Raw genomic sequence first — 23697 nt, 5'->3', positions numbered from 1 at the left:
CACGGAGTCGAACGCCATGTCCATTTTTGATATCGAAAACCGACAGGATATGGGGGCGGAAGCCCCCGCCGCCGTGAGCTGGCCCCAGTGGGCCGAAGAAGCGCGGCTGGACGACGACCTCGCCGCAGAGGCCTACGAGGCCACCCCTGCCGCCCTGCGCGCCGCAATCAAAACGGGGCTGGCTCTGGCCCACATGCACTTTGGCGAGTCCACCACCAGCCAGCGCAACGAGGTACGCAACGCGCATCTGGGCTTCTGGCGGCGCTCCATCGCGCACCCCGCGCCCTGGGCGGTCATTGCCTTTACGCCCGCATACGCCGCTGCGGCCCGCCTTGCCGCAGCCTGCATGCCCGCCCTCCTTGGCGGCGTGCCTCTGGTAGGGGCCGTGTGCGTGGGCGGCGCACCCAGCAGGAATGCTCTGGTCACCCTGGAGCTGACGGGCGTGGAAGACATCTTTGTTCTGGACAACGCTGGCCTTTGCACCCTGCTGGAAGAAACCCAGCCAGGGCCGGGGCGTCTCGTGCTGCTGCACAGGGGAGAGCTGGACGGCGTGGGCGCGGCGGCGCGGGCGCTGGAACTGCCCTGCTACGAAGAGCGGCGTTCGCCCATCCTGTGCCTGCCCAAGCCCGAAGCCTTTGACCTTGAGGCGCTGGCCTTTGCGCAGGCCGAGGCTCTGGAAACAGCGCTCGACACCTCCTTGCGCCTCACCCCTGACGCCACCTACCTTGCGCCCGTGGCTGCCCTTGGGCATTGCCGCGAACGCCGCACAGGGCCATTCCCCTATAGCGGCGCGCCCGCGCTCACGCCGGGCTGCGAGGGCTTCTGGCTGCACCCCGGCCTCTCGCCCGATTTCTTCCGCGTGCAACGGCAGGCATTCGGGCTGCTGTAATCCGGTGCAAATTCGCGCCACGCACCGCGCCAGGTCATCGGGCGTTCTTAATTGAATCTTCGCCAAGGCTTCTTTGCAAACTGACTGCCCAGGCTCCCCGCACAGCATGGGGAAGCTGCGGCGGCCAGCCTTGCCCTGCGCCTGAAAAAGCCGTAATCATTCAGAAACACCTCGCCTTGGGAGCAAAGCCATGCCCAGCATCAAGCATATCCGCAACATAGGCATTATTGCCCATATCGACGCTGGCAAAACCACGCTCTCCGAGCGCATGCTGTTCTACAGCCGCAAAATCCACCGTATGGGCGAGGTGCACAACGGCTCGGCCACCATGGACTACATGCCGGAGGAGCAGGAGCGCGGCATCACCATCATGTCGGCCTGCACCACCTGCCAGTGGGGCGAAAATACCATCAACCTCATCGACACGCCCGGCCATGTGGACTTTACCATTGAGGTGGAACGCGCCCTGCGCGTGCTGGACGGGGCCGTGGGCGTGTTTTGCGCCGTGGGTGGGGTTGAACCGCAGTCGGAAACCGTGTGGCGGCAGTCGGAAGATTTCAACGTTCCCAAGATCGCCTTTATCAATAAGATAGACCGCCTGGGCGCGGATTTTGAAGCAGTGCTCGAGGCCATGCGCCAGCGCCTGCAAACCAATGCCGTTGCCGTGACCATCCCCCTTGGGCAGGGCGAAGATTTCCGCGCTGTGCTTGATCTTGTGAACGAACAAAGCCTGACCTTTGACCCGGCGGATCAGGGCCAGACTGTACACCGCGCGCCCTTTACGAAAGAAGAAGCCGCCATCGCCGCCCCCTGGCGTGAAATTCTGCTGGAAAAACTTGGCGAGGCGGATGACGCCTTTGTGGAACCCTACCTGGAAGGCACCTTCACCCTGGCCGACATCAACGCGGCCCTGCGGCGCGCCACTCTGGCCCGCACGCTCACGCCTGTTTTCTGCGGCTCGGCCCTGCGCAACATGGGCGTGCAACCCGTGCTCGATGCCGTGTGCGCCCTGCTGCCCTCGCCCGCCGATGTTCCGGCCCCGGTGGGGCGCGGTGCCGATGGTCGCGAAATCATTGTGGAGGCAACTCCCGATGCCCCCGTTGCGGCGCTGGTTTTTAAAGTGCTCATGGAAAACGGCCGCAAGCTGGCCTTTGTGCGCATGTACGCGGGCCGCATCCACGAGGGTGAAAGCCTGCGCAATACCGCCAGCGGCAAGGATGACCGTCTGGGCCGCATCTACCGCCCCCATGCAGACCGGCGGGAGCAGGTGGAATGCGCCGAGGCGGGCGAAATCGTGGTCGTGGTGGGCCTGCGCGGGCATACGGGTGAAACCTATACCGCCCGCGAGCGGCAGCTTGCGCTGGAAAGCATAGATGCTTACGCGCCCGTCATCACCCTTGCGCTGGAGCCCCGCAATGCGGACGAAGGCAAGATTCTGGACGAAGCGCTTGCGCGCTATACGGAAGAAGACCCCACCCTGCTGGCGCGGCTGGATGATGACACTGGCTCTCGCATGGTTTCCGGCATGGGCGAGCTGCATCTGGACGTTCTGCTGGAGCGCATGCAGCGCGAATACGGCATCAGCCCCCGCGCGGGCAATCCGCAGGTTGTGCTGCGCGAAACCGTGCGCAAGGAGGCCGAGGTGGCCTCTGTCTTTGACCGCGAAATGGGCAAGGAACGCCATCATGGCTCTGCGGCCCTGCGTGTTGCGCCACGCGCCCGGGGCACGGGCAATGTGGTTGAAGTGGGCGACTTTTTGCCGCAGGATGCCGCCGAAGCCCGAAAAATTCTGCCCAGGGTCTATCTGGACGCCGCCCTTGAAGGCGTGCGCGATGCACTGCAATGCGGCGATCTGACAGGCTACCCCATTGAAGATGTGGCCGTGACCCTCACTGCGGTGGACAGGCAGGAAGGCCTGACAACTGTTCCCGGTAGCCGCATGGCCGCCGGGCAAGCCCTGCGCGAGGCACTGGCGGCGGCAACTCCCGTGGTTCTGGAGCCTGTGATGCGCGTGGAAATTACCGTGCCGGAAGACTTCCTTGGTGCGTCCATTACCATGTTCACCACCTGCGGCGGCAAGGTTGAGGATATGGAAGATCACGGCGGACGCAAAACCCTGCGCGGCACAGCCCCCCTGCGCCGCCTGTTCGGCTTTTCCACCTCCCTACGCTCGGCCACACAGGGGCGCGCCGGGCTGGTAATGACCTTTGACCGCTTTGATCTGCCCTGAGGAACCATGCAGCACCAAGAATCCACACACGGCCAGCCCCGCGCAAAAAAAAGCCTCGGCCAGCACTTTTTGAAGCGCGAGGACATCTGCCGCCGCATTGCCATGCTGCTGCTGCCCAAGCCCGAAGACATGGTGATTGAGATCGGCCCCGGCCCCGGCGCGCTCACCCGCGCCATCGAGGAGCAGCCCCACGCCCGCCTGCTGCTGCTTGAAAAAGACCGTCACTGGGCGGCTGAGCGCCAGCGTTTTGGCGAGGCCCGCACCCAGGCGGTGCTGACCGATGCCCTGCGCTTTGACTGGCGGCGCATCACGCCCGAGAAACCGTGGAAGGTCATAGGCAATCTGCCCTACAACGTGGCCTCCCCCCTCATATGGGACATTGTTTCGCGCGCAACGGGCTGGCAGCGCGCGGCCTTCATGGTACAAAAAGAGGTGGGCCAGCGGCTGGCGGCCCAGCCCAACACCAATCACTATGGCGCGCTTTCGGTCTGGGTACAAAGCTACGCCCGCCCGCGCATGGAATTTATTGTAGGGCCGGGGGCTTTCAGCCCGCCGCCCAAGGTGGATTCTGCCGTGCTCTCTTTTGACCCTCTGCCGCCGGAACACAGGCCAGCCCACCCCGAGATTCTGGCTCGGCTCTTGCGCGTGTGCTTCCAGCAGCGCCGCAAACAGCTTGGCGGCGTTTTCAGACGTAGCGGTCAGCCGGGGCTTGAGGCTGCGCTGGAAAAGACAGGCATCGACCCAAGCTTGCGCCCAGAAGCCCTTGCCAACAAAGATTTTCAGGCTCTTGCCGCTTTTTGGGCCGAGCAGCTTGACAATAATGCATAAAAAGTTTTGAGTTTACGCACTGTCTTTTAAAACGTAACGCTTGGCGGCATTTGCCGCCTAAGCTTGCTGGCAGAACAACTCAAGCCGGGGAATTTTCAGGAGGATGTGCTGATGACTAAAGCTGATCTGGTTGAAAAAATCGCCGCCAAGGCAAACCTGACCAAGGCTGCCGCCGAGCGTGCCCTCAATGCTTTTCTTGCTTCTGTGGAAGACGCTCTTGTAAAAGAGTCCAAACTGACCCTCACGGGTTTTGGCACCTTTGCGGTAGAAACCCGCAAGGCTCGCCAGGGGCGCAACCCGCGCACCGGCGATACGCTGACCATTCCCGCCTGCAAAATTCTCAAATTCCGTCCCGGCAAAATGCTCAAGGACTCCCTGAATTAAGCTTGAGCCGTTATGCCCTGGCATAGCGGCTTTTTGATTTACGCCAGCAGCCGCAAGGCTGTTGCCGAATGCTGTTGCCCAGCGGCAAGGCAAAGAACGACCTCGCCAGCGATGCACCCGATGCACCGTGCAAGATACTTCTTTGCCTTGCCGCCGGGAATCAGCAATTTGAAAAGCTGCCTACCTTTTGCGGAAAATATTCATTTTCCCGCACTTGAGGCTTGCCTTTTTCTAAAGTGCGGGCTACAAGGGCAGTTCATATTTTGCGGGCCACGGTCTAGAGCTGTGCCCCACCGCCGAAGGGGGTGATTTTCTTGCCCGGAGTTTTTCTTAACGACGACGACTATAACTTCGACATCGCACTGCGCCGCTTTAAGAAGCAGGTAGAAAAGGCGGGCGTTCTTTCTGAAATGAAGAAACGCCAGCACTACGAAAAGCCCAGCGTTATGCGTAAAAAGAAGAAGGCCGCCGCCCGGAAGCGGCTGTTGAAAAAAATCAGGAAGATGAACATGGCCTAGGCAGCAATGCCTTGCGCCGCTTTGCAGGGCATTGCCCGACAAGCGGCAGGCCGGGCGATGCAAAGCCATCGCTCCGTTCATTCGGCCAGTTATGCGGGAGGCCCCTCGGGCTTCCCGCGTTTTCTGCTTTTCTCCACCCTCCACCCCACCACCACCGCCATGACTGTCACCACCACGCTTTTTGAGCAGATCGACATTGACTACATCAAAGCCTACAAAGCCAAGGACAGTGTGCGCCTTACCGTGCTGCGCCTTCTCAAGACGGCGGTAAAAAATCGCATGGTGGAACTCAAGCGCCCCGGCGGCAGCCTTGCCGACGAAGAAATGCTTGATATCATCATCAAGGAAGGCAAGCAGCGGCAGGATTCCATCGACCAGTTCACGGCAGCAAACCGCACTGATCTGGCCGACAAGGAAGCTGCGGAGCTTGTCATTCTCAAGGAATACCTGCCCAAACCCCTCTCGGCAGAAGAACTTGCGGCCCTTATTGACGCCACCGTGGCCGAAGTGGGCGCAACTTCCCCCAAGGATATGGGCAAGGTCATTTCTGCCATCATGGCGGGGCACAAAGGCCGTGTAGACGGCAAGGCTCTTTCGGAAGCCGTCAAAAAACGCCTCCAGCCGTAGCTTCAGGCGCATTTCCACCTGGGGAAAACCCCCGTTTCAGTGTCCCGTTTTGAGTTGGCATGCAATCTCGCGGGAGTCGCCTCGTTTTGGAGCAAACAGCCTTGAGCAGCTCACTTTCGCCCCTTGGGCGGCTGCCCGAAAGCGCCGCAGCTACAGCTGCGTTTGCCGGGTAACTTTGCTGCTGCGCAAGGGCATGCTGCACGACGGCTCACGATGTTTTTTCCGCACCACGGGCAAGCGCCGTTATTTGCGCGCAAACCCAATGCTTTAAGGCAGTTCACGCATGATTCACGCCCGCACGCTCAACGCCCTTGAATTTCACCGCATTGCAGACCACCTTTCGGAATTGTGCCTTTCCGGCGTTGGCCGGGAACGCGCCAGGGCCATTGCCCCCCTTGACGATGCAGAGGCTGTAACGCTGGCGGCACGCATCTATGAGGAAGCCGCCGACTGGGCCAGCCGTCCTGCCGCGGGCGGCGCGGTTTTCTGCGTCTGCTCCTTCCCAGATGTCAGCAGCATGCTGCGCGCTGCGGCCACCAACCGCGCCCAAACTTTTCAGCCCGATGTGGATGCCTTCTGGGCCTTGCGCGAGGTGCTGCGCCTTGCCAGAGACGCCCACGCTTCCATTGCCCAGCCTGAAGCCGCCACCCGCTGGCCGCACCTGCTGGCCATGGCCGATGGCTCTCCTCTGCCGGTTCAGCTCACTGCCGCGCTTTTGCGCTGCATTTCTGACGACGGCCTGCTGCGCGATGAAAGCTCACCGGAGCTGTACCGCCTGCGCGGCGAACTGCGCCGCCTGCACCAGAGCTGCATGCGCAAGGTCAAGGACTTTGCCCAGCAATACAACATGCTGGCATACCTGCAAGACGAGTTCATGACCCTCTCGTCCGACCGTTACGTGCTGCCCCTCAAGGCCAACTTCAAGGGCCGCATGCAGGGCATCATCCACGACTGGTCGCAAACGGGCGAGACCTGCTACTTTGAGCCCATGTTTCTGGTTGAGATCAACAACCGCCTGCAGGAACTGAAGCGCGAAGAACGCGAAGAAGAACGCAAGGTTCTGGTCTATCTGCGCAGCCTGCTTGAAGCGGAACTTCCCGGCGCGCGCGCGGCCCTTGAGCTGCTGGCCCACCTTGACGTTTTGCAGGCCAAGCGCAGGCTTGCCGCTCTTTTTGACGGCCGCCCGCTACCCCTCACCCCCGTGGCGGAGGGCATTCAGCTTCTTGATGCCCGCCACCCCCTGCTCATGCTCAACCGCGTGGCAGAATCCGGCAAGGACGGCTCCAAGGCTGCCGCCGCTGCCCACAGCAAGGTGCGGCCTCTGGATATCGTGCTGCGCCCCGGTGAGCGCGCTCTGGTCATCACCGGCGGCAACGCGGGCGGCAAAACCGTATGCCTCAAAACGCTTGGCCTCATTGCTGCCATGACTCTGAGCGGTCTGCCCGTACCCGTGGGCGCGGGTTCGCACCTGCCCTGGTTCAGCAGGCTGGATGCCTTTATCGGCGACGAACAGAGCCTTGCGGACAATGTTTCCACATTTACCGCCCAGATCGAGCACCTTGCCAAGGCCTGGAAGCACCTTGACGCCTGCAGCCTTGTGCTGCTTGACGAATTTGGCGCAGGCACAGACCCCGCCCAGGGCGCTGCCCTTGCGCAAGCCGTACTTGACGAATTGCTGGACAAACATACCTTTGTTCTGTCGGCAACGCATTTCCCCGCGCTCAAAAGCTACGCTCTCACGCGCGAAGGAGCACGGGCGGCCTCCATGCTCTTTGATCCCCAAAGCAAAAAACCTTTGTTCCGGCTTGCTTACGACCAGGTCGGGGCCAGTCAGGCGCTGGATGTGGCGCGCGAGCACGGCCTTGCCGAAAGCATTGTGCGCCGGGCAGAGCATTACCTTTTGCAGGACGGGCAGGACGCCACGGCCCTGCTTGGCAGGCTCAATGATCTGGCCGCAAAGCGGGAAGAAGAGCTGGCGGAACTCAAGCGCGAGCAGGATAAAACCCGCCGTCAGACGCAGGATCTGCGCGAAAAGCTTGAGAAGGAGCGAGTGCGCCTGCACGACGAGGTTCGCGCCCAGGCTGGCGACCTCATGCGCGCCTGGAAAGAAGGCCGCGCCACCCACAAGCAGGCGCTCAAGGAAATGTCGCGTCTGCGGGCCTCGCTGGCTCCCGCGCAGGATGAAACTGCGGAAGGCGCATCAGTGCTGCCCCAGCCCCAGAGTTTTGCAACCGGGCAGGAGGTGCTGCACACCGTATTCAACAAGCGCGGCGTCATCACAGATGTGGACGAACGGCGCGGGCGGGTGCGGCTGGAAATGAACGGAGTGAACCTCTGGGCAGAAATGAAGGCCCTGCGCGTGCCGGGTCAAACAGCGCAAAGCCCGGCTAAAAGCGCCCTCAGGGGCGTTGTGGGCCGCACATCCGCCAGTGACGAGGCCGCATCCCTGCGCCTTGATATGCGCGGCATGCGAGCGGATGTGGCGCTGGCCGAGCTGGAGCGCTTTATGGACAAGGCCTTGCTGGCAGGATTTTCAGAGGTGGAAGTGGTACACGGCAGAGGTACGGGCGCGCTGCGCCGTCAGGTGCATGATTTTTTGCGAAGTTTCCCGGCTGTGGGGCAGTTTGTCCTTGCGCCGGAAGACCGGGGCGGCGACGGCATGACCATAGTAACCTTTCGCTAATTACGGGCGTGTGACCCATGCAGTCCAAGGACGCAATCCGCGCCATTAAAGAGCGCCTGAATATCGTTGACGTGGTGCGCCGTTATGTTGAGCTCAAGCGCAACGGGCCGCGCTGGGTGGCACCCTGCCCATTCCACCAGGAAACCAAGCCGTCCTTTTCCGTCAACGAAGATCAGGGGCTTTTTTACTGTTTCGGCTGCCACGCCTCGGGCGATATCTTTGATTTTTACAGCCGCATCAACGGGCTGGAGTTTAAGGAAACGCTTGAACAGCTGGCGGCGGAAGCTGGCATTACCATTGACCGCGGCCCGCGCGATCCCCAGCGGGATGGGCAGGAACGCAAGCAGCGCTCGGCGCGGCAGCAGATGCTGCGCATGTACGAGCTTGCGGCAGGCCATTTTGCCTCGGCCCTGCAAAGCCCCGAGGCAGAAGAGTGCAGGCGGTATATAGAAAAACGCGATTTGAGCGATGAGATAGTGCAGCGCTTTGGCCTTGGTTGGGCCAGACGCGAATGGCAGTCGCTGGCTGATGCCCTGCGCCGTGCGGGCTTTGACATGCGCATGGCCGCAGAGGCCGGCCTTGTAGGGCAGGCGAACAGCGGGCGACCCTACGACAGGTTTCGTGGGCGGCTTATTTTCCCTATCAAGAGCCTTTCCAACCAGATAATCGCTTTTGGCGGGCGCATTATCGCCGATGAGGAAGAAGCCAAATACATCAACAGCGCCGACACGCCCCTCTACAAGAAGGGCGAGCACCTTTACGGGCTGGCGCAGGCGCGGCGCGGCATCGTGACCAAGGGTCGCGCCATGTTGACAGAAGGCTACATGGACGTGCTCACCCTGCACCAGTTCGGCTACGACAATGCCGTTGGCGTGCTGGGTACGGCCCTGACGCCTGAACAGATAAAACGCCTTTCGGGCTTTGCATCGCAAATGACCCTGCTGTTTGACGGCGACCGCGCCGGACGCAAGGCAGCCTTGCGCTCGTGCGAAATGCTGCTCACACGCGGCCTTTCGTGCAGCGTGGTGATCATGCCCGAAGGTGAAGACATAGACAGTTTGCTGCGCGGCGCTGGCCCCGAGGCTTTTGAGGCATTGCAGGCACAGGCCCCGGACGGTCTGCGCTTTTGTGTGGATGTGCTCAAGGCCCTGGCCCCGCGCGAAACAGTGGAATGGGCGCGCAATTTTTTGCGCCAGCTGGATATTCCAGAGCTGATCAGCCCCTACATTTCGCGGCTGGCGGCACATTTGCAGCTTTCGGAAGCCGACCTGCGCGAGGGCATTGCCGGGGCGCGGGGGCAACGCAAAGACAGCCAGCGACAGGGGGGCTCCGCCTCGCGGACGCGCCAGAACATACGCGACCGACAAATAATGATGTTTGCCGTGCGGTATCCCCACCGTCTGCGCGATATGCAGGAAATAGGGGCAGACCTTGCATTGAGGTCTGAAATCGCCAGGCGGCTCTGGGACAAGATAGAAACCCACGGCCCCGAGGATGTTTTTCATCACTTAGACGAACGAGAAAAAAGCTTCTGGTGTGAGTGTCGCGGGCCAACTGCCGCACCGTGCGACAATGGCGAAAAAGAATTGGAATTCTTGCGACAGTCGTTAGATCAATACTATGCCTCAGCTCAGGCCTCCTCCCTGTCCGCTGCCATGCGGGCCAATACAGGCATAGGTGACTTTGAAGCTGATTTGGATTATCTTCGCGCACTTAAGGAAACCTTGGAGAAAGGGCATGAGCAATCTTAAAGATATCCAGCAGATACAGTCCCTTATTGCCAAAGGCAAGGGCGCGGGCTTTCTGACCTTTGAAGAGGTCAACAAGGCTCTGCCTGTTGAAATGAGCACGCCGGAGCAATTTGAGGAAATCATCGGCATCTTTGAACAGCTCGAAATTGTCATTGTGGATTCGGAAAAGGACGGAAAAAAGATTTCCGCCGCCGCCACCGAGACTGACGAAGATATTACCGAAGGTTCGCTGGATCTGACTGAAGACGAGGACACAGCGGACTATTCCTCGCGCAGCACCGACCCTGTGCGCATGTACCTGCGCGAAATGGGCGCCGTGCCCCTGCTCGACCGTGATGGCGAAGTTGTTATCGCCAAAAAGATCGAAATGGGCGAACAGGACGTGCTTTACGCTCTGGTTGAAGTACCTGTGGCCGTTGAAGAACTCATCAATGTGGGCGAAGACCTGCGCCAGAACCGCGTCAAACTGAAGGACGTGGTCAAAACCATTGAAGAAGACGACCCCAGCGAAGACGAAATGAACCAGCGCACCCGCGTTATTCTGCTGCTGGACGAAATCAAGCAGACCTTCAAGAAAAAACGCAAGATTTACAAAAAGCTGGACGCCTGCGCCTGCATGGATCGCCGCGTTACCGCAGTGCAGAAAGAAATCATCAGCTTCAAGGATGAAATCGTCACCCGCCTGCGCGACATCAAGCTGGAAAAAACGCTCATCGACCGTATCATTGAAACGGTCGAGGACTATGTGCGTCAGATGCACAACTGCCAGCGCGACCTGTCGGCCTACATCCTTTCCACCGGGCGCACTCAGGCGGAAATTCAGGCCATGTTTGACGGCCTTGAAAAGCGCGAGGTCAACCCCAACGATGCGGCCCGCGACCTCAAGCTGAGCGTGGACGAGTTGTTTTCGTTCAAGGAAATGATCATCGGCAAGATCGAAATTCTCAGCCGCCTCCAGGAAAAGTGCTGCCATAACGTCACTGATCTTGAAGAAGTGCTGTGGCGCATCAAGCGCGGCAACACCGCCGCCATGCGCGCCAAGCAGGAGCTGATCCGCTCCAACCTGCGCCTGGTTGTTTCCATTGCCAAAAAGTACACCAACCGTGGCCTCCAGTTCCTTGACCTTATTCAGGAAGGCAACATCGGCCTGATGAAGGCCGTGGACAAGTTTGAATATCAGCGCGGTTACAAGTTTTCGACCTATGCCACGTGGTGGATCCGTCAGGCCATTACCCGCGCCATTGCAGATCAGGCCCGCACCATCCGCATTCCCGTGCACATGATCGAAACCATCAACAAGCTTATCCGCACCTCACGTTACCTTGTGCAGGAGCTGGGGCGCGACCCCACGCCCGAGGAAATCGCCGAGCGTATGGAATACCCGGTGGAAAAGGTCAAAAAAGTGCTCAAGATCGCCAAGGAGCCCATCTCGCTTGAGACGCCCATTGGCGACGAAGAAGATTCGAGCCTCGGCGACTTTATTGAAGACAAAAAGGCCGTTGCACCGGCTGAAGAAGTCATCAATACCAAGCTGTCCGAACAGCTTGCCGCCGTGCTGGCCGATCTTACGCCGCGCGAAGAACAGGTGCTGCGCAAGCGCTTTGGCATTGCAGAAAAGAGCGACCACACCCTTGAAGAAGTGGGGAAGCTCTTCAACGTCACGCGCGAACGCATCCGGCAGATCGAGGCCAAGGCACTGCGCAAGCTCCGCCACCCCGTTCGCAGCCAGCCCCTGCGCTCCTACTACGAAAACTGATTCATTGTGCAAGCCCGGCGGGTTGATCTGCCGGGCTTGCGCGGTCATTATCCCATTGACCCTTCCGCCACACTGACAGCAACGGACGAGCACCGCACCTATATGCTGAGCCACATGCAACAGCTTTTCCGCTGGCCCAATTTTTCGGGCGGCAAAAATCATACCACAGCGCATGCCTTTGCGCTGATTTTTCTGTGCCTGCTGGCACTGACAAGTGTTGCTGGCGCTGCGCCTGCGGCAGAATCTCTGCCCAATCCGCAGGGCAAGGTCGCCAAATGTTTTGACGGCGATACATTAAAGCTCACTGATCGGCGCACAGTGCGCCTTGCGGGCATTGATGCCCCTGAAATGGATCGCGGCAAGCAAAAACCCCAGTACTACGCCCGCGAAGCTTTTGACCAGCTCACCAAGCTGGCTCAGGGCAAGGATGTGCGCCTTGTGGCCGTGGATGCCAAGGGCAAGGATCATTACGGGCGCGTGGTTGCCGATGTCATCCTGCCTGACGGGCACTCCCTGTCCGACACAATGATTCGCAACGGCGCGGCCTTTGTGTATCCGCACAACGACCTTAATCCCCATTTTCAGGAAAGGCTGCGCAAGCTCCAGCACGAGGCCATTGCCGCCCGGCGCGGCATGTGGGCGCATGTGCTCACCCTGCCCGCCGCCAAAAAGACCTATCTGGGCAACCGCGAATCCATGCGCTTTTTCCCCACAGACAGCGCTGAAGTACAGCACATAAAGCCTCGCAACCGCGTGTTTTTCGGCACGCTCATGGATGCCTTTATGGCTGGCTACGCCCCGGCGCGCGCCTCTAACTTTTGGCCTCAAGTAAAATGAACACCACTTCTCCCCTGCTTGAACAACAGGCTCTTGTCATCTTTTCCGGCGGGCAGGATTCCGCCACTTGCCTCGCATGGGCGCTCAACCGCTTCAAGCGGGTGCTGACGCTGGGCTTTGACTACGGGCAGCGCCATTCTGTGGAGCTTGACTGCCGCAAGCGCGTGCGCGAGGGCATTGCCGCCCTCAACCCGAAATGGGCGCAACGCATGGGGCCGGACACCCTGCTTGATCTCGATATTTTCCGCCAGCTGGCAGACACGGCCCTGACCTCTGACGCGCCCATTGAAGAACACGGCGCCAACGGCCTGCCCAACACCTTTGTTCCTGGTCGCAACCTCATATTTATTCTGCACGCCGCTGCCTGGGCCTATGCCAAGGAAATCCGCCACATGGTGCTGGGCGTCTGCCAGAGCGATTATTCCGGCTATCCCGACTGCCGGGACGACAGCATCAAGGCCATGCAGGTTGCCATTAACAGCGGCATGGACGCCAATTTTACGCTGCACACGCCGCTCATGTGGCGCAGCAAAAAAGACGCCTGGATGCTGGCCCGCGCCCTCGGCGGCGATGAGCTGGTCGACCTGATTGTGGAAGAAAGCCACACCTGCTACATGGGCCAGCGCGGCCAGCGCTACCCCTGGGGCTACGGATGTGGCGACTGCCCAGCCTGCCGCCTGCGCGCTGCGGGTTACGCCGCCTATGCCGAGGCGCAGGCAGCTTGCGCACAAAACCCGCTAGAGGAAGAGGCCTGATGTCCCAAAAACTGCTCAGCGCGGCTCAGGGTGTGGAAGCGGCCTGTATTCTGTTTCAGCTCAACAGCAAGACCGCCGACATCATCAATATGGCCAGCGGCGCGCAGATGCCCGATGAATATCTGTCAGGCCCCGGTGCGGATATGTTCTGCGCAGAATGGCGGGCCTTTGTACATGCGGTGGTTACTGCCGCCATCATGCACCACGCGCCCAATACCGTATTTTTGGCCTATCTGCGCCAGACGGGCAATCTGCTGGCCACCGCCAACAATGACTTTGACGGCGCGGACGAGAAAGCGGTCAACGCAGCCCTCAATGCCTTTGTGGACGGCCCTTTTGCCGAATACATGCCTCTGCTCGCGCAGGAACAGCAGGTTCGCTGCCCGGAACTGTTCTGCCAGCGCCTTGCGGTGCAGGCCGCCAGCCTGCGCGGTCAGGCCACCCCGCCGGACGACCACTCCAAGGCCCGCCTTGCGGCTGTTATGGCCCTGATTATCAGCGCCGTGTGGGACAAACTGGAACAGTACGACATTCAGCCAGACTAAAGCGCGTATGGCAGAATACTTTTATTCTGATCCAGAAATCATCGGGCACAGTGCCGCAAAATAATTTTTCGCCCAAATACAAGACCGCCGGGATTTTGATGCATCAAAATCCCGGCGGTCTTATTTTCAAGATTTCTATCAGCCTATTTTTTTCCCAAGAGTTCCAGCATGGCCTCGGCGATATTGTTGGTGCGCAGGCCCACAAGCTCGCGCAGACGCAACTGGCTGCCGTGCTCCACAAAGTGGTCGGGCAGGCCAAGGCGTTTGATGCGCTGGCCGCACATGAGGCCACGGTCATTCCAGAATTCCAGCACTGCGGACGAAAAACCGCCAGCCAGCACGCCTTCTTCCACCATAAGAATACGGTCAAAATTTTGAGCGATTTCGGCCAGTTGTTCTTCCGGCAAAGGTTTGATCCAGACCGGATCAAACACAAGGGGTTTCACGCCTGTCTGCCGCTCCACCATTGCCGCAGCTTCCAGCGCCGGGTGCGCGCGGTTGCCCAGGGCTATCACCGCAAGGCCTTCGCCCTGTTGCAGCACTTCGCCCCTGCCGGGGGTCAGCAGGCGGGGCGCGCCGTCGGGGGCAACGCCAAAGGCGCTGCCGCGCGGATACCGCAGGGCGCACGGGCCGGGATGGCACAGGGCCGTATGCAGGCTATGGCGCAGCAGATTTTCATCGCGCGGGGCCAGCATGGTAATGTTAGGAATATGTCGCAGGTAGGCGATATCAAAAGCGCCGTGGTGGGTCGCCCCATCCTCGCCCACAAGGCCTGCACGGTCTACGCAGAAGGTAACGGGCAGGTTTTGCAGACACACATCGTGCACAACCTGATCGTACGAACGCTGCAAAAAGGTGGAATACACGGCCAGCGCGGGCCGATAACCCTGACTGGCAAGGCCCGCCGCAAAGGTCACGGCGTGCTGCTCGCAAATACCCACATCCACAAAACGGTCGGGGAAGCGCGCGCGGAACTTGTCCGTTCCGGTGCCTTCGGGCATGGCCGCCGTGATGGCGATTATCTTGTCGTTATGCTCGGCAAGTTCGGTCAGCGTATTGCTGAACACCGTGGTGAACGAGGGCAGCTTGGCTGTGGAAGCCACAGGCTGGCCGGTTTCGGGCGTGAACAGGCCGATGCCGTGGTACAGGGTGGGGTTTTTTTCCGCCGGGCCGTAACCCTTGCCCTTCTGGGTACGGACATGCAGCAGCACCGGGCCGTCCTCGATGGCGGCAGCCATTTCCAGATGGCGGCGCAGGCTTGTGATGTCGTGCCCGTCCACCGGGCCGATATAGTTGAAGCGAAAAGCCTCAAACAGCATGCCCGGTGTAAAGAATGACTTGAAGCTCCATTCGCCGCGCATGGCGTACACGGCCAGCTTTTGGCCGATGCGCGGAATGGAACGCAGAAAATTGAGCACTTCCTTGCGGGTTTGCCGCACCCATCGCTGTGAAAGCGTGCGGCTCAAAAACAGAGAAAGCGCGCCCACATTGGGCGAAATGGACATTTCATTGTCGTTGAGCACCACAATGAGCCGCCGCCCCATGTGCCCGGCAAGGTTCAGCCCCTCAAAGGCCTCGCCTGCCGTCAGCGAGCCATCGCCGATAACGGCCAGTACGTGGTGCTTGAGACAGGAAAGATCGCGGGCCAGAGCCATGCCCAGAGCCGCAGAAATGGAGGTGGAGGAATGCCCCACGCCAAAATGGTCGTACGGGCTTTCTGCCATGCGCGGGAAGCCAGAAATGCCGCCAAATGACCGCAGGGTGTGAAAATTCTTGGCGCGTCCGGTCAGCAGCTTGTAGGCGTAGGCCTGATGCCCAACGTCCCAGATGAGCTTGTCGTGCTCCACATTAAAGGTCGCCAGTAGGGCCAGAGTCAACTCAACCACGCCCAGCGAGGGCGCAAGGTGCCCGCCGTTGCGGGAGACGGTTTCAATGATGCGGCTGCGCACCTCGCCAGCCAGTTGGGCAAGCTGGGCGTCAGAAAATTTGTTCAGTTGCGCCGGGCTGCTCACAGCATCCAGCAATGGGCTCTCTGTGGTGTCCATTTAGGCCGCCCTCGTTACCGTGTAGTCGGCCAATGCGCGCAGAAAATCCGCTTCCTGCCCGTCAAACGGGGCCAGCGCGTCCTGCGCGGCCTGAGCCTGCGCGCGCGCCAGTTCACGGCTTTTTTCGAGCCCCAGCAGGGCGGGATAGGTGCTCTTGCCCTGCTCCTCGTCGCTGCCCGCAGGCTTGCCCAGAGTTTCAGTGTCGGAAACCACATCAAGGATGTCGTCCGCAATCTGAAAGGCCACGCCAAGCGCAGCGCCGTAGGCGGCAATGGCCTCTCGCTCGGGCGTTTCCGCCCCGGCAAGGATGGCCCCGCATACGCACGATGCCCGCAGCAGCGCCCCTGTTTTCATGGCGTGCACGGCGCGCATCTGCTCAAGTGTGATGGAAGACGCGCCCGTGTAGATCATGTCCCATTCCTGCCCGCCCACCATGCCGGAAGACCCCGCCGCAAACGAAAGCTCGGCCACGGCGTCCAGCACACGGTCCGGGGCTTCCGCGGTGCGGCACATGACCATGAAGGCGTCCGTCAGCAGGCCATCGCCCGCCAGTATGGCCGTGGCTTCGTCAAATGCCTTGTGGTTCGAGGGCTTGCCCCGGCGCAGATCATCGTTATCCATGGCGGGGAGGTCGTCATGGATGAGCGAATAGGTGTGGATCATCTCGATAGCGGCAGCAAAGGGCATGCTGCGCTGTGGCGACAAACCGCACAGGGCTGCGGTGCTCAGGCACAGAACAGGGCGCAAACGCTTGCCCCCGGCTTGCAGGCTGTACAGCATGGAATCCTTGAGCCTCTGGGGCACATCACGGCCGTCAAGACAGGTGGCCAGATAGGCTTCCACATCCTTGCCCCGCGCGTGCAGCAGGGCCTTCATGTCAGCAACGCTCATCATCGCCTATTCCGCCTCCTCTTCTGCGTTCAGCCCGCTTGACGCCACAGGGCGTGACTCAAGGGGACGAGCCTGACCATCCTGCCAGATTTCAAGCTCATGCCGGGCTTTGTCGAGCTGCTCGCGGCAATAGCGCGAGCACGCCGCTCCTTCCTTATACAGGGCCATGCCCTTTTCCAGAGGCAGGTCGCCGCTTTCAAGCGCCGCCACGATCTCCTGAAGCCGGGCCATCTTTTTTTCAAAAGTATTGTCTGTCTTGGCGCTCATGGATTGTTTCCCTTGGCGTTCCCGGTTGTCAAAAAGGGCTGCGGGTCAACCGACTCGCCCTGAACCAGAAGCGAAAGATGCAGGTGCGGCCCGGTAACGCGGCCTGTGGCCCCTACCAGACCAATAACCTGCCCCTTGCGCACCCGATCGCCATTTTGCACCAGTATTTCAGAGAGGTGCAGATACGCGGTGAACACCCCTTCGCCGTGATTGATGTACACTACATTACCAGAGAAGTACAAATTCCCCGTGAGGCCCACCTGCCCATCGGCGCAGGCAAGCACAGGCTGCCCCTGCGGGCCGCGCAGATCAAGGCCCTTGTGCACTCCGCGCGGTTGCCCGTTGAACACGCGTTTGAGCCCGTACAGGCTTGAAACATCGCCGGGCACAGGCCGCACAAAGGGCAGCACCCAGAAGCGTTCGGGCAGGCGCTGGGCCAGGGCCTGGCGCACAAGCTCCCTGTCGGCCTTGATGCGCGCCATCTCCGCCGCCGGGGGATCAACATATTTTTTATCCACGTTCAGCTTCTGCACCGGGCGGTCTTTGTCAAAAAAAGCGATCTTGCGCGCTACGGCGGGGGCATCCTTGCCGTTGCCCGTGGAGACGGCAAGATCACGGGCGGATTCCTTTTCTTCCAGCGGCACGGGCAGCAACATGACGGCCTGCCAGCGCGTTGCAGCGCCCGCAGCGGTAGTGGCGCTCACCTGCTCCGCCCTGGCCTCGTAGGTCTTGCCCAGCCAGCGGAACGTAAAGGATTTTATGGGCGCATCGCTTACCGCCAGGGCGGGAAAAGCATCCCCTCTGGCTACGGATTCGGGCGCGTCAAGCGCAAGGGCTGGTGCGGGGGATGGAGCAGCCTGAACGGCTGTAGGAACAAAAAGAGAAATCCCCGCCAACAGGACCATGAGCATGCGGGTGAGCACAGACATCAGCTATTCCGTCCTTGTTTTTTGGCAACCGGCACCGCACCTGTATCAGAGCCAGGCGCAGCGTCTGGCGCAACGTCTGGCAGCACCTTTTTGACCACGGCGGCAAGGCTGCCATCCGCCAGTCGCACCGTGATGGCGCTGCCCGCAGGGGCCGTCGTCACCGTGCGCAGCAGGCCGCCATCCGCACCATGCACAAGGGCATAGCCGCGCCTGAGGGGCGCGAGGGGGTTGGCGGCTGCCAGAGCAAATTCGCATTTTTCCAGTTCGCGCCCGTGGCGGGCAAGCATTTCCTGCCCTGCCGACTGCAAGCGCTGCCGCACGGCATCATACCGCTGCTCCTGCGCGGTCAGCATGCGCGGCATAGCCGCAGCCAGACTGGCGGAAAGCGCCTCTACCCTGCTGCCCAGCACATCCAGCCGCGAAGGGCTGAAGGCGTTTTGCAGGGCACGCTCAAGCCTGTCGCGCCGGGCCTCCGTGGTATCGAGCCACTGACGCGCGGCCCTGTGCAAGGAGCGGTGCAAGCCGTCAAGCTGCTCCGCCAGGCGAGCCTGATGCCGCATGGGCGAAAACCAGCGCAGGGCGTTTTCAAACTGGGCAAGACTTTGCCCCGCTGTTTCCAGCCGCCGCCGCGCCGCCCGCACAAGGGCCGCCTCCGCCTCGTCAACCTTTTGCATCAGCTCGGCCCGCGCGGGCCAGAGCAACTGGGCCGCATGCGAAGGCGTTGCCGCGCGCAGGTCTGCTGTCATGTCGGCAAGGGTAACATCCACCTCATGCCCGATGCCCGCCAGCACCGGCAAGCGAGACTCAAATACGGCCTCGGCAACGGCTTCTTCATTAAAGGCCCACAAATCTTCCAGCGAACCGCCGCCTCGCACCAGCACAACGGCCTGTGCCCAACCCTGCGCATTGGCCTCGTGCAAGGTACGCACAATGGAGGGAGCAGCCTCAGCCCCCTGCACCAGAGCCGGGAACAGACGAATGCGCGCCCCGCTGCCCCGGCTGGCCGCAAGCTCCATAAAATCATGGATAGCCGCGCCCGTTGGGGAGGTGATAAGGGCCACGCGCTGCGGATCATACGGCAGGGGCCGTTTACGCTCATGGCTGAAATAGCCCAGAGCCGCCAGCTTGCGCTTGCTGGCCTCAAAGGCCTGCGCAAGCAAACCCTCGCCCGCTGGCTGCACCAGCTCCACGGCAAGCTGATACTGCCCGCGCGGCGCGTACAGGGTGATGCGCCCTGCACACAGCACATCCAGCCCGTTGCGCAAAAGCTCCAGTGGCGATGGACGCGGCGCGTCAAAAACTTCGCCTGTCAGTGGATCAAAACCCTGACTGTTCTGCCGCTGCATGTGCCTGAACCATACGCACTGCAACTGCGCATCGGCATCCTTGAGGGTAAAATAGACATGCCCCGAGCCAGGACGGGTAAGGTTGGTCACCTCGCCCCGCACCCAAACAAAGGGGAAACGTCCCTCAAGGGTTTTACGCAGCTGTTCCGTGAGTTCACGGACAGACAGTATGGCTTCCTGCATGGTGCTCCGCGTCAGGCTATCTATCTGAAAAAAGCTTTTTTGTCGTAAAAGGGGCACTAACAGTGCCCCTTTTACATTACCTCAACCTATAACAAACCCTCAGACCGTGGCGCGAGAGGTATTACCTCACATCGCGACGTGCCCCAGGTTTTTTAAAGGCACAACCAGATTGCGATGCGGATTAGGGGCTGTTTCTGGCTAAAAGATTTTGCGCCGAGGACAAGGAAAACAGTGTTTTTTACGACAGGAGTGGACTCTTTTTGTCCATGACTGGAGTAAAAAATGCTGGATGACGCAGGGCTCGGCCAAAAGAATTAGTTAGAGACAGCCCCTAGGCCTGCTGCTGCGCCCACCCCTCACGAACCTTGGCGGCCCAGGCGGAAAAGGCTTCAGCCATGGCATCGGCGGGCAGTTCACCCTTTTCACCGCTGCGGCGATCCTTGCATTCCACAATGCCCTTGGCCAGGCCCTTGCCGCCCACAACGAGCTGCATGGGAATACCCAGCAAGTCCGCATCCTTGAACTTGACGCCGGGGCGTTCGTCGCGGTCGTCCATGAGCACGTCCACGCCCATATCCTTGAGCATTGCGTAGATCTGCTCGACCTTGGCGTTGACCTCTTCGTTGCGCGGGTCAAGGTTCAGCAGGATGCAGTCGTAAGGAGCCAGCGGCGGCGGGAACACAATGCCGTGCTCGTCGTTGTTCTGCTCGATGGCGGCGGCGGCCACGCGGGAAACGCCGATACCGTAGCAGCCCATGATCATGATCTGTTCCTTGCCGTTCTCGTCAAGGAAGGCGGCATGCATGGCATCACTGTATTTGCGGCCAAGCATGAACACGTGGCCCACTTCGATGCCGCGCGTCAGCTCAATGCGGCCACCGCAGCGGGGGCATGTGTCTTCTGGCGTGATGGCGCGCAGGTCGGCCCAGGCGGTCACCGTGGCGTCGCGCTTGAGGTCAACGTGCACAAGGTGGGCATCGCCAGCGTTGGCGCCCACCACATAATCCGTAGCGCCTTGCAGTTCGGCATCGGCGTAGACCGGAATTTCCAGCCCCACAGGCCCGGCAAAGCCCACAGGGGCCTTGGTGAGCTGCTGCACGGTGGCGGCGTCTGCCATGGCCACATCCTGCGCGTTGAGCAGGTTCTTGAGCTTGATGTCGTTCACTTCGCGGTCGCCGCGCACCAGCACGGCCACGGGCTTGCCGTCCACCTTGAAGAGCATGGTCTTGACCACGGAGGAGGCGGGCACGCCCAGCAGGGCTGCCACTTCTTCCACCGTGTGGGCATTGGGGGTGGCAACCTTCTCCGCCGGAGCGCAGGTATCCGTGCAGGGCTTGCCGTTCCAGGCCACCTCGGCGCGCTCCACGTTGGCCGCGTAATCGCAGTGATGGCAAAAGGCGATGGTGTCTTCGCCCGTTTCAGCCAACACCATGAATTCATGCGAGAAGTTGCCGCCAATGGAGCCGGAGTCGGCCTCCACAGGGCGGAACTTGAGGCCAAGGCGCTGAAAAATACGCTTGTAGGCCGCGTGGCAGGCCCAGTAGTTCTGCTGCGCGCCTTCTTCCGTGGCGTCAAAGGAATAGCCGTCCTTCATGATAAATTCGCGCCCGCGCATAAGGCCGAAACGGGGGCGGATTTCGTCGCGGAACTTGGTCTGAATCTGGTACAGGCGCACGGGAAGCTGGCGGTAGGAGCGCACTTCGCCGCGCACGAGGTCGGTGATGACTTCTTCGTGCGTGGGGCCAAGGCAGTATTCGCGCTCGTTGCGATCCTTGAAGCGCAGCAGTTCCTTGCCGTAATGCTCCCAGCGGCCCGATTCTTTCCACAGGTCGGCGGGCTGCACCATGGGCATGAGCAGTTCTTCAAAGTAGGCGACAGCCATTTCTTCGCGCACGACGCGGCTTATTTTTTCAATCACCTTCAGGCCCAGCGGCAGATAGGTGTACATGCCCGAAGTAAGCCTGCGCACCATACCGGCGCGCAGCAAAAGCTTGTGGCTGATTACCTCGGCATCCGCCGGAGATTCCTTGAGGGTGGGAATATAGCAGTTGCTGAAACGCATTACTGTGATTCCTTTTCGTTGAGCAGTTGTTGCAGTTCTTCCATAAAAGCCGCCAGCAGGGCCTCCTGCCCTTTGACCGAGCGGATGACCTCGCCCTTGCGAAATATGATGCCCTTGTCGCGCCCGCCCGCAACGCCCAGATCGGCCTCGCGGGCCTCGCCCGGCCCGTTGACCACGCAGCCCATGACCGCAACCTTGATGTCGGCCTTGGAGGTGGCTAAGCGGTCTTCCACCGCGCGGGCCAGCGAAAACAGGTCAATCTCCGTGCGCCCGCAGGTGGGGCACGAGATGATTTCCGGCCCGCGCGAGCGCAGGCCAAGGGCGCGCAGTATTTCCCACGCCACGGTCACTTCTTCCACCGGGTCGGCGGTGAGCGAAACGCGCAGGGTGTCGCCAATGCCCTCGTGCAGCAGAATACCAAGCCCCACGGCAGATTTTACCGTGCCGCGCATGAGGCCCCCGGCCTCGGTAACGCCGATGTGCAGGGGGTAGTCGCAAGCCTCTGCAAGCTTGCGGTAGGAGGCAATGGTATCAAGCACAGAGGAAGACTTGAGCGAAATTTTGGTATCGTAAAAACCGCGCGCCTCAAGCATGCGCACATGGGTGAGAGCGCTTTCCACCAGCGCCTCGGGGCAGGGGCCGCCGTACTGCTGGAGCAGGCGCTTTTCCACCGAGCCGGAGTTGACCCCTACGCGAATGACCGCCCCGTGGGCCTTGGCGGCATCCACCACGCGGTCCACGTGTTCCTTGGGGCCGATATTGCCGGGGTTGATGCGCAGGCCTTCAAGCCCGGCCTCCAGCGAGGCCACGGCAAGGCGGTAATCAAAATGTATGTCCGCTATGAGCGGCAGGCGCGTACCCGCACGGATGGCTGGCAGGGCCGCAACGGCAGCCTCGTCCGGCACTGCCACGCGCACGGCCTCGCAGCCGCGCGCCTCAAGCCGCGCAATCTGCGCAAGCGTTGCCTCGGCATCGCGGGTGTCTGTATTGGTCATGCTCTGCACCATAACAGGCGCACCGCCGCCAATGGAAAGCCCGCCCAGACGGATGACGCGGGTTGTGTGCTTTTGCATGCTTCCCTCACAAAAACAAGTGGAGCCACGGCGCAAAGCCACGGCACTCCGTAAACGAGTCTTCTATGCTATTTCCCCCTGCAAGCCAAGTGCGCGCAGCACGGGCAGCACTGCGGGCTTTGCGGCAAGGCTTGCCGCATGCTCCCTGATTCTGAACCGCAGAAACCCCTTTTGAACTGCCTGGCAGTAAGCGACCGCAGAACAAATGCGATATCTGGAACGTGTCTTGCAAAGTTTTAAGAAAAGGCCTCAGGCTGACGTTTTTTCCGTCAGCACTCAAGTTGGCGGCCATTGTGACGATAAGACTATAGTAAGAGCAGTTCCGCTGGGCCGTGGGCAATAGCCCCGGCAAACGAAAAATACCCGCCGGGGATCCATCGGGATCAAGGCGCGAGGGACTGCATCAGAGCAATTTCACTCGGGGTTTGTATGCATATAATGCCGCGTCTTCTTATGCTTTGCGCACTTTTGCTGCCGCTCTTTTCCGGCTGCGCCAAAAGTGGGCCTTCCGCGCTTTCGCCCGGCTATACGGACGCCGTGGAGCTGAAGCTCAAAAGTCGCGAACTGGCCGAGCAGATGCTTGCCACCATGCCCAACGACGCCATTCAGGGCTTTGTGGCCATGCCCACGGCCTTTGTGAACCAGAACAACACCTCGCAAAGCTCGCCCATGGGCAGGCTGATGGCTGAATCGCTGTTTTATGAATTCAACCAGCGTGGCTTTCCCACGCGCGAATACAGGTTGAACGGGGCCATCAACGTTCAGGGCGGGCGCGATGACCTCGCCCTTGCCGCCAACCAGATGGTTTCAACCACCGGGCAAAAGTGGGCCGCCCTTGTTGTGGGCACCTATTATGTGGATAAGGACGCAACCTTTATCAACGCCCGCCTGGTGCGCGCCAGCGATGGCCTTGTGATGCGCACGGGCCAGCTTGTGCTGGTGAATACCCCCATTGTGACGCGCATGGCCGAGGCCGATGTGCCACCGCCGGTAAAGACCACGGCCAGCAGCGCCCCAGCCAAACCGGCCCCAACTTCGCTTTATACGCCTGCCAGCAGCATCAGCAGCGGCACGCTTGTAATCAAACAAGGCCGGTAA

Annotated in this window: 20 protein-coding genes; 13 read left to right on the top strand and 7 right to left on the bottom strand. The window is 60.7% G+C overall.

All coding sequences use genetic code 11. The features are described from left to right. Window positions 1–16: 16 nt before the first annotated feature. From RDK48_RS01775 to RDK48_RS01720, 12 genes are all read left to right on the top strand, one after another. Window positions 17–889, top strand: coding sequence for a hypothetical protein (locus RDK48_RS01775; RefSeq protein WP_298993435.1), 873 nt, complete (start codon window positions 17–19; stop codon window positions 887–889). A 190-nt stretch (window positions 890–1079) separates the two neighbouring features. Continuing rightward, window positions 1080–3119, top strand: coding sequence for an elongation factor G (gene fusA / locus RDK48_RS01770; protein ID WP_298993432.1), 2040 nt, complete (start codon window positions 1080–1082; stop codon window positions 3117–3119). 6 nt (window positions 3120–3125) lie between these two features. Then, on the top strand, window positions 3126–3947 hold the full coding sequence (gene rsmA, locus RDK48_RS01765) for a 16S rRNA (adenine(1518)-N(6)/adenine(1519)-N(6))-dimethyltransferase RsmA (RefSeq protein ID WP_298993429.1): 822 nt from the start codon (window positions 3126–3128) through the stop codon (window positions 3945–3947). A 111-nt stretch (window positions 3948–4058) separates the two neighbouring features. Continuing rightward, complete coding sequence (locus RDK48_RS01760; RefSeq protein WP_022659306.1) at window positions 4059–4331, top strand: HU family DNA-binding protein; 273 nt, start codon at window positions 4059–4061, stop codon at window positions 4329–4331. Between the two features lie 314 nt (window positions 4332–4645). Further along, window positions 4646–4849, top strand: coding sequence for a 30S ribosomal protein S21 (rpsU, locus tag RDK48_RS01755; protein ID WP_027180918.1), 204 nt, complete (start codon window positions 4646–4648; stop codon window positions 4847–4849). Window positions 4850–5008: 159 nt separating this feature from the next. Further along, window positions 5009–5476: a GatB/YqeY domain-containing protein gene (locus RDK48_RS01750; protein ID WP_298993468.1), complete on the top strand. Its 468-nt coding sequence runs from the start codon at window positions 5009–5011 to the stop codon at window positions 5474–5476. 283 nt (window positions 5477–5759) lie between these two features. Continuing rightward, on the top strand, window positions 5760–8159 hold the full coding sequence (locus RDK48_RS01745; protein WP_298993422.1) for an endonuclease MutS2: 2400 nt from the start codon (window positions 5760–5762) through the stop codon (window positions 8157–8159). A 17-nt stretch (window positions 8160–8176) separates the two neighbouring features. Further along, on the top strand, window positions 8177–9910 hold the full coding sequence (gene dnaG / locus RDK48_RS01740) for a DNA primase (protein WP_298993418.1): 1734 nt from the start codon (window positions 8177–8179) through the stop codon (window positions 9908–9910). Next, on the top strand, window positions 9897–11666 hold the full coding sequence (gene rpoD, locus RDK48_RS01735; protein WP_022659301.1) for an RNA polymerase sigma factor RpoD: 1770 nt from the start codon (window positions 9897–9899) through the stop codon (window positions 11664–11666). Before dnaG ends, rpoD begins: the two co-directional genes overlap by 14 nt. A gap of 6 nt (window positions 11667–11672) precedes the next feature. Next, window positions 11673–12503, top strand: a complete 831-nt coding sequence (locus RDK48_RS01730) for a thermonuclease family protein (protein ID WP_298993411.1) — start codon at window positions 11673–11675, stop codon at window positions 12501–12503. Continuing rightward, entirely contained in the window at window positions 12500–13258 is a 759-nt protein-coding gene (gene queC / locus RDK48_RS01725; protein ID WP_298993406.1) for a 7-cyano-7-deazaguanine synthase QueC, read from the top strand. The genes RDK48_RS01730 and queC overlap by 4 nt, the downstream gene beginning before the upstream one ends. Beyond that, window positions 13258–13803 carry a serine/threonine protein kinase gene (locus RDK48_RS01720; RefSeq protein ID WP_298993401.1) on the top strand — a complete coding sequence of 182 codons (546 nt, stop codon included), beginning with the start codon at window positions 13258–13260 and terminating at the stop codon, window positions 13801–13803. The genes queC and RDK48_RS01720 overlap by 1 nt, the downstream gene beginning before the upstream one ends. 143 nt (window positions 13804–13946) lie before the next feature. Here RDK48_RS01720 and dxs read toward each other — a convergent pair whose 3' ends face one another. The 7 genes from dxs to ispG all read right to left on the bottom strand — a co-directional run bounded on the left by dxs (window position 13947) and on the right by ispG (window position 22599). Continuing rightward, window positions 13947–15848 (bottom strand): 1-deoxy-D-xylulose-5-phosphate synthase, encoded by a 1902-nt coding sequence (dxs, locus tag RDK48_RS01715; RefSeq protein ID WP_298993400.1) that lies wholly within the window; start codon window positions 15846–15848, stop codon window positions 13947–13949. Beyond that, window positions 15849–16742, bottom strand: coding sequence for a polyprenyl synthetase family protein (locus RDK48_RS01710; protein WP_298993397.1), 894 nt, complete (start codon window positions 16740–16742; stop codon window positions 15849–15851). 3 nt (window positions 16743–16745) lie between these two features. Beyond that, on the bottom strand, window positions 16746–17006 hold the full coding sequence (gene xseB / locus RDK48_RS01705; RefSeq protein WP_240824504.1) for an exodeoxyribonuclease VII small subunit: 261 nt from the start codon (window positions 17004–17006) through the stop codon (window positions 16746–16748). Further along, on the bottom strand, window positions 17003–17935 hold the full coding sequence (locus RDK48_RS01700; protein WP_298993388.1) for a M23 family metallopeptidase: 933 nt from the start codon (window positions 17933–17935) through the stop codon (window positions 17003–17005). The genes xseB and RDK48_RS01700 overlap by 4 nt, the downstream gene beginning before the upstream one ends. Next, window positions 17935–19464: an exodeoxyribonuclease VII large subunit gene (xseA, locus tag RDK48_RS01695; protein WP_298993385.1), complete on the bottom strand. Its 1530-nt coding sequence runs from the start codon at window positions 19462–19464 to the stop codon at window positions 17935–17937. Before xseA ends, RDK48_RS01700 begins: the two co-directional genes overlap by 1 nt. Window positions 19465–19795: 331 nt before the next feature. Then, entirely contained in the window at window positions 19796–21526 is a 1731-nt protein-coding gene (locus RDK48_RS01690; protein WP_298993381.1) for a proline--tRNA ligase, read from the bottom strand. Next, window positions 21526–22599: a flavodoxin-dependent (E)-4-hydroxy-3-methylbut-2-enyl-diphosphate synthase gene (ispG, locus tag RDK48_RS01685; RefSeq protein WP_298993378.1), complete on the bottom strand. Its 1074-nt coding sequence runs from the start codon at window positions 22597–22599 to the stop codon at window positions 21526–21528. Before ispG ends, RDK48_RS01690 begins: the two co-directional genes overlap by 1 nt. A gap of 429 nt (window positions 22600–23028) precedes the next feature. Between ispG and RDK48_RS01680 the strand changes: the two genes are divergently transcribed. Continuing rightward, the gene (locus RDK48_RS01680; protein WP_308587778.1) at window positions 23029–23697 is read left to right on the top strand and encodes a FlgO family outer membrane protein; all 669 of its coding nucleotides are present in this window, start codon (window positions 23029–23031) and stop codon (window positions 23695–23697) included.

Origin of the sequence: uncultured Desulfovibrio sp. (assembly GCF_902477725.1) — a bacterium.
Classification (GTDB): domain Bacteria; phylum Desulfobacterota; class Desulfovibrionia; order Desulfovibrionales; family Desulfovibrionaceae; genus Desulfovibrio.
The sequence above is the reverse complement of the archived record's forward strand: the minus strand, read 5'-3'. Positions and strand labels throughout refer to the sequence as shown.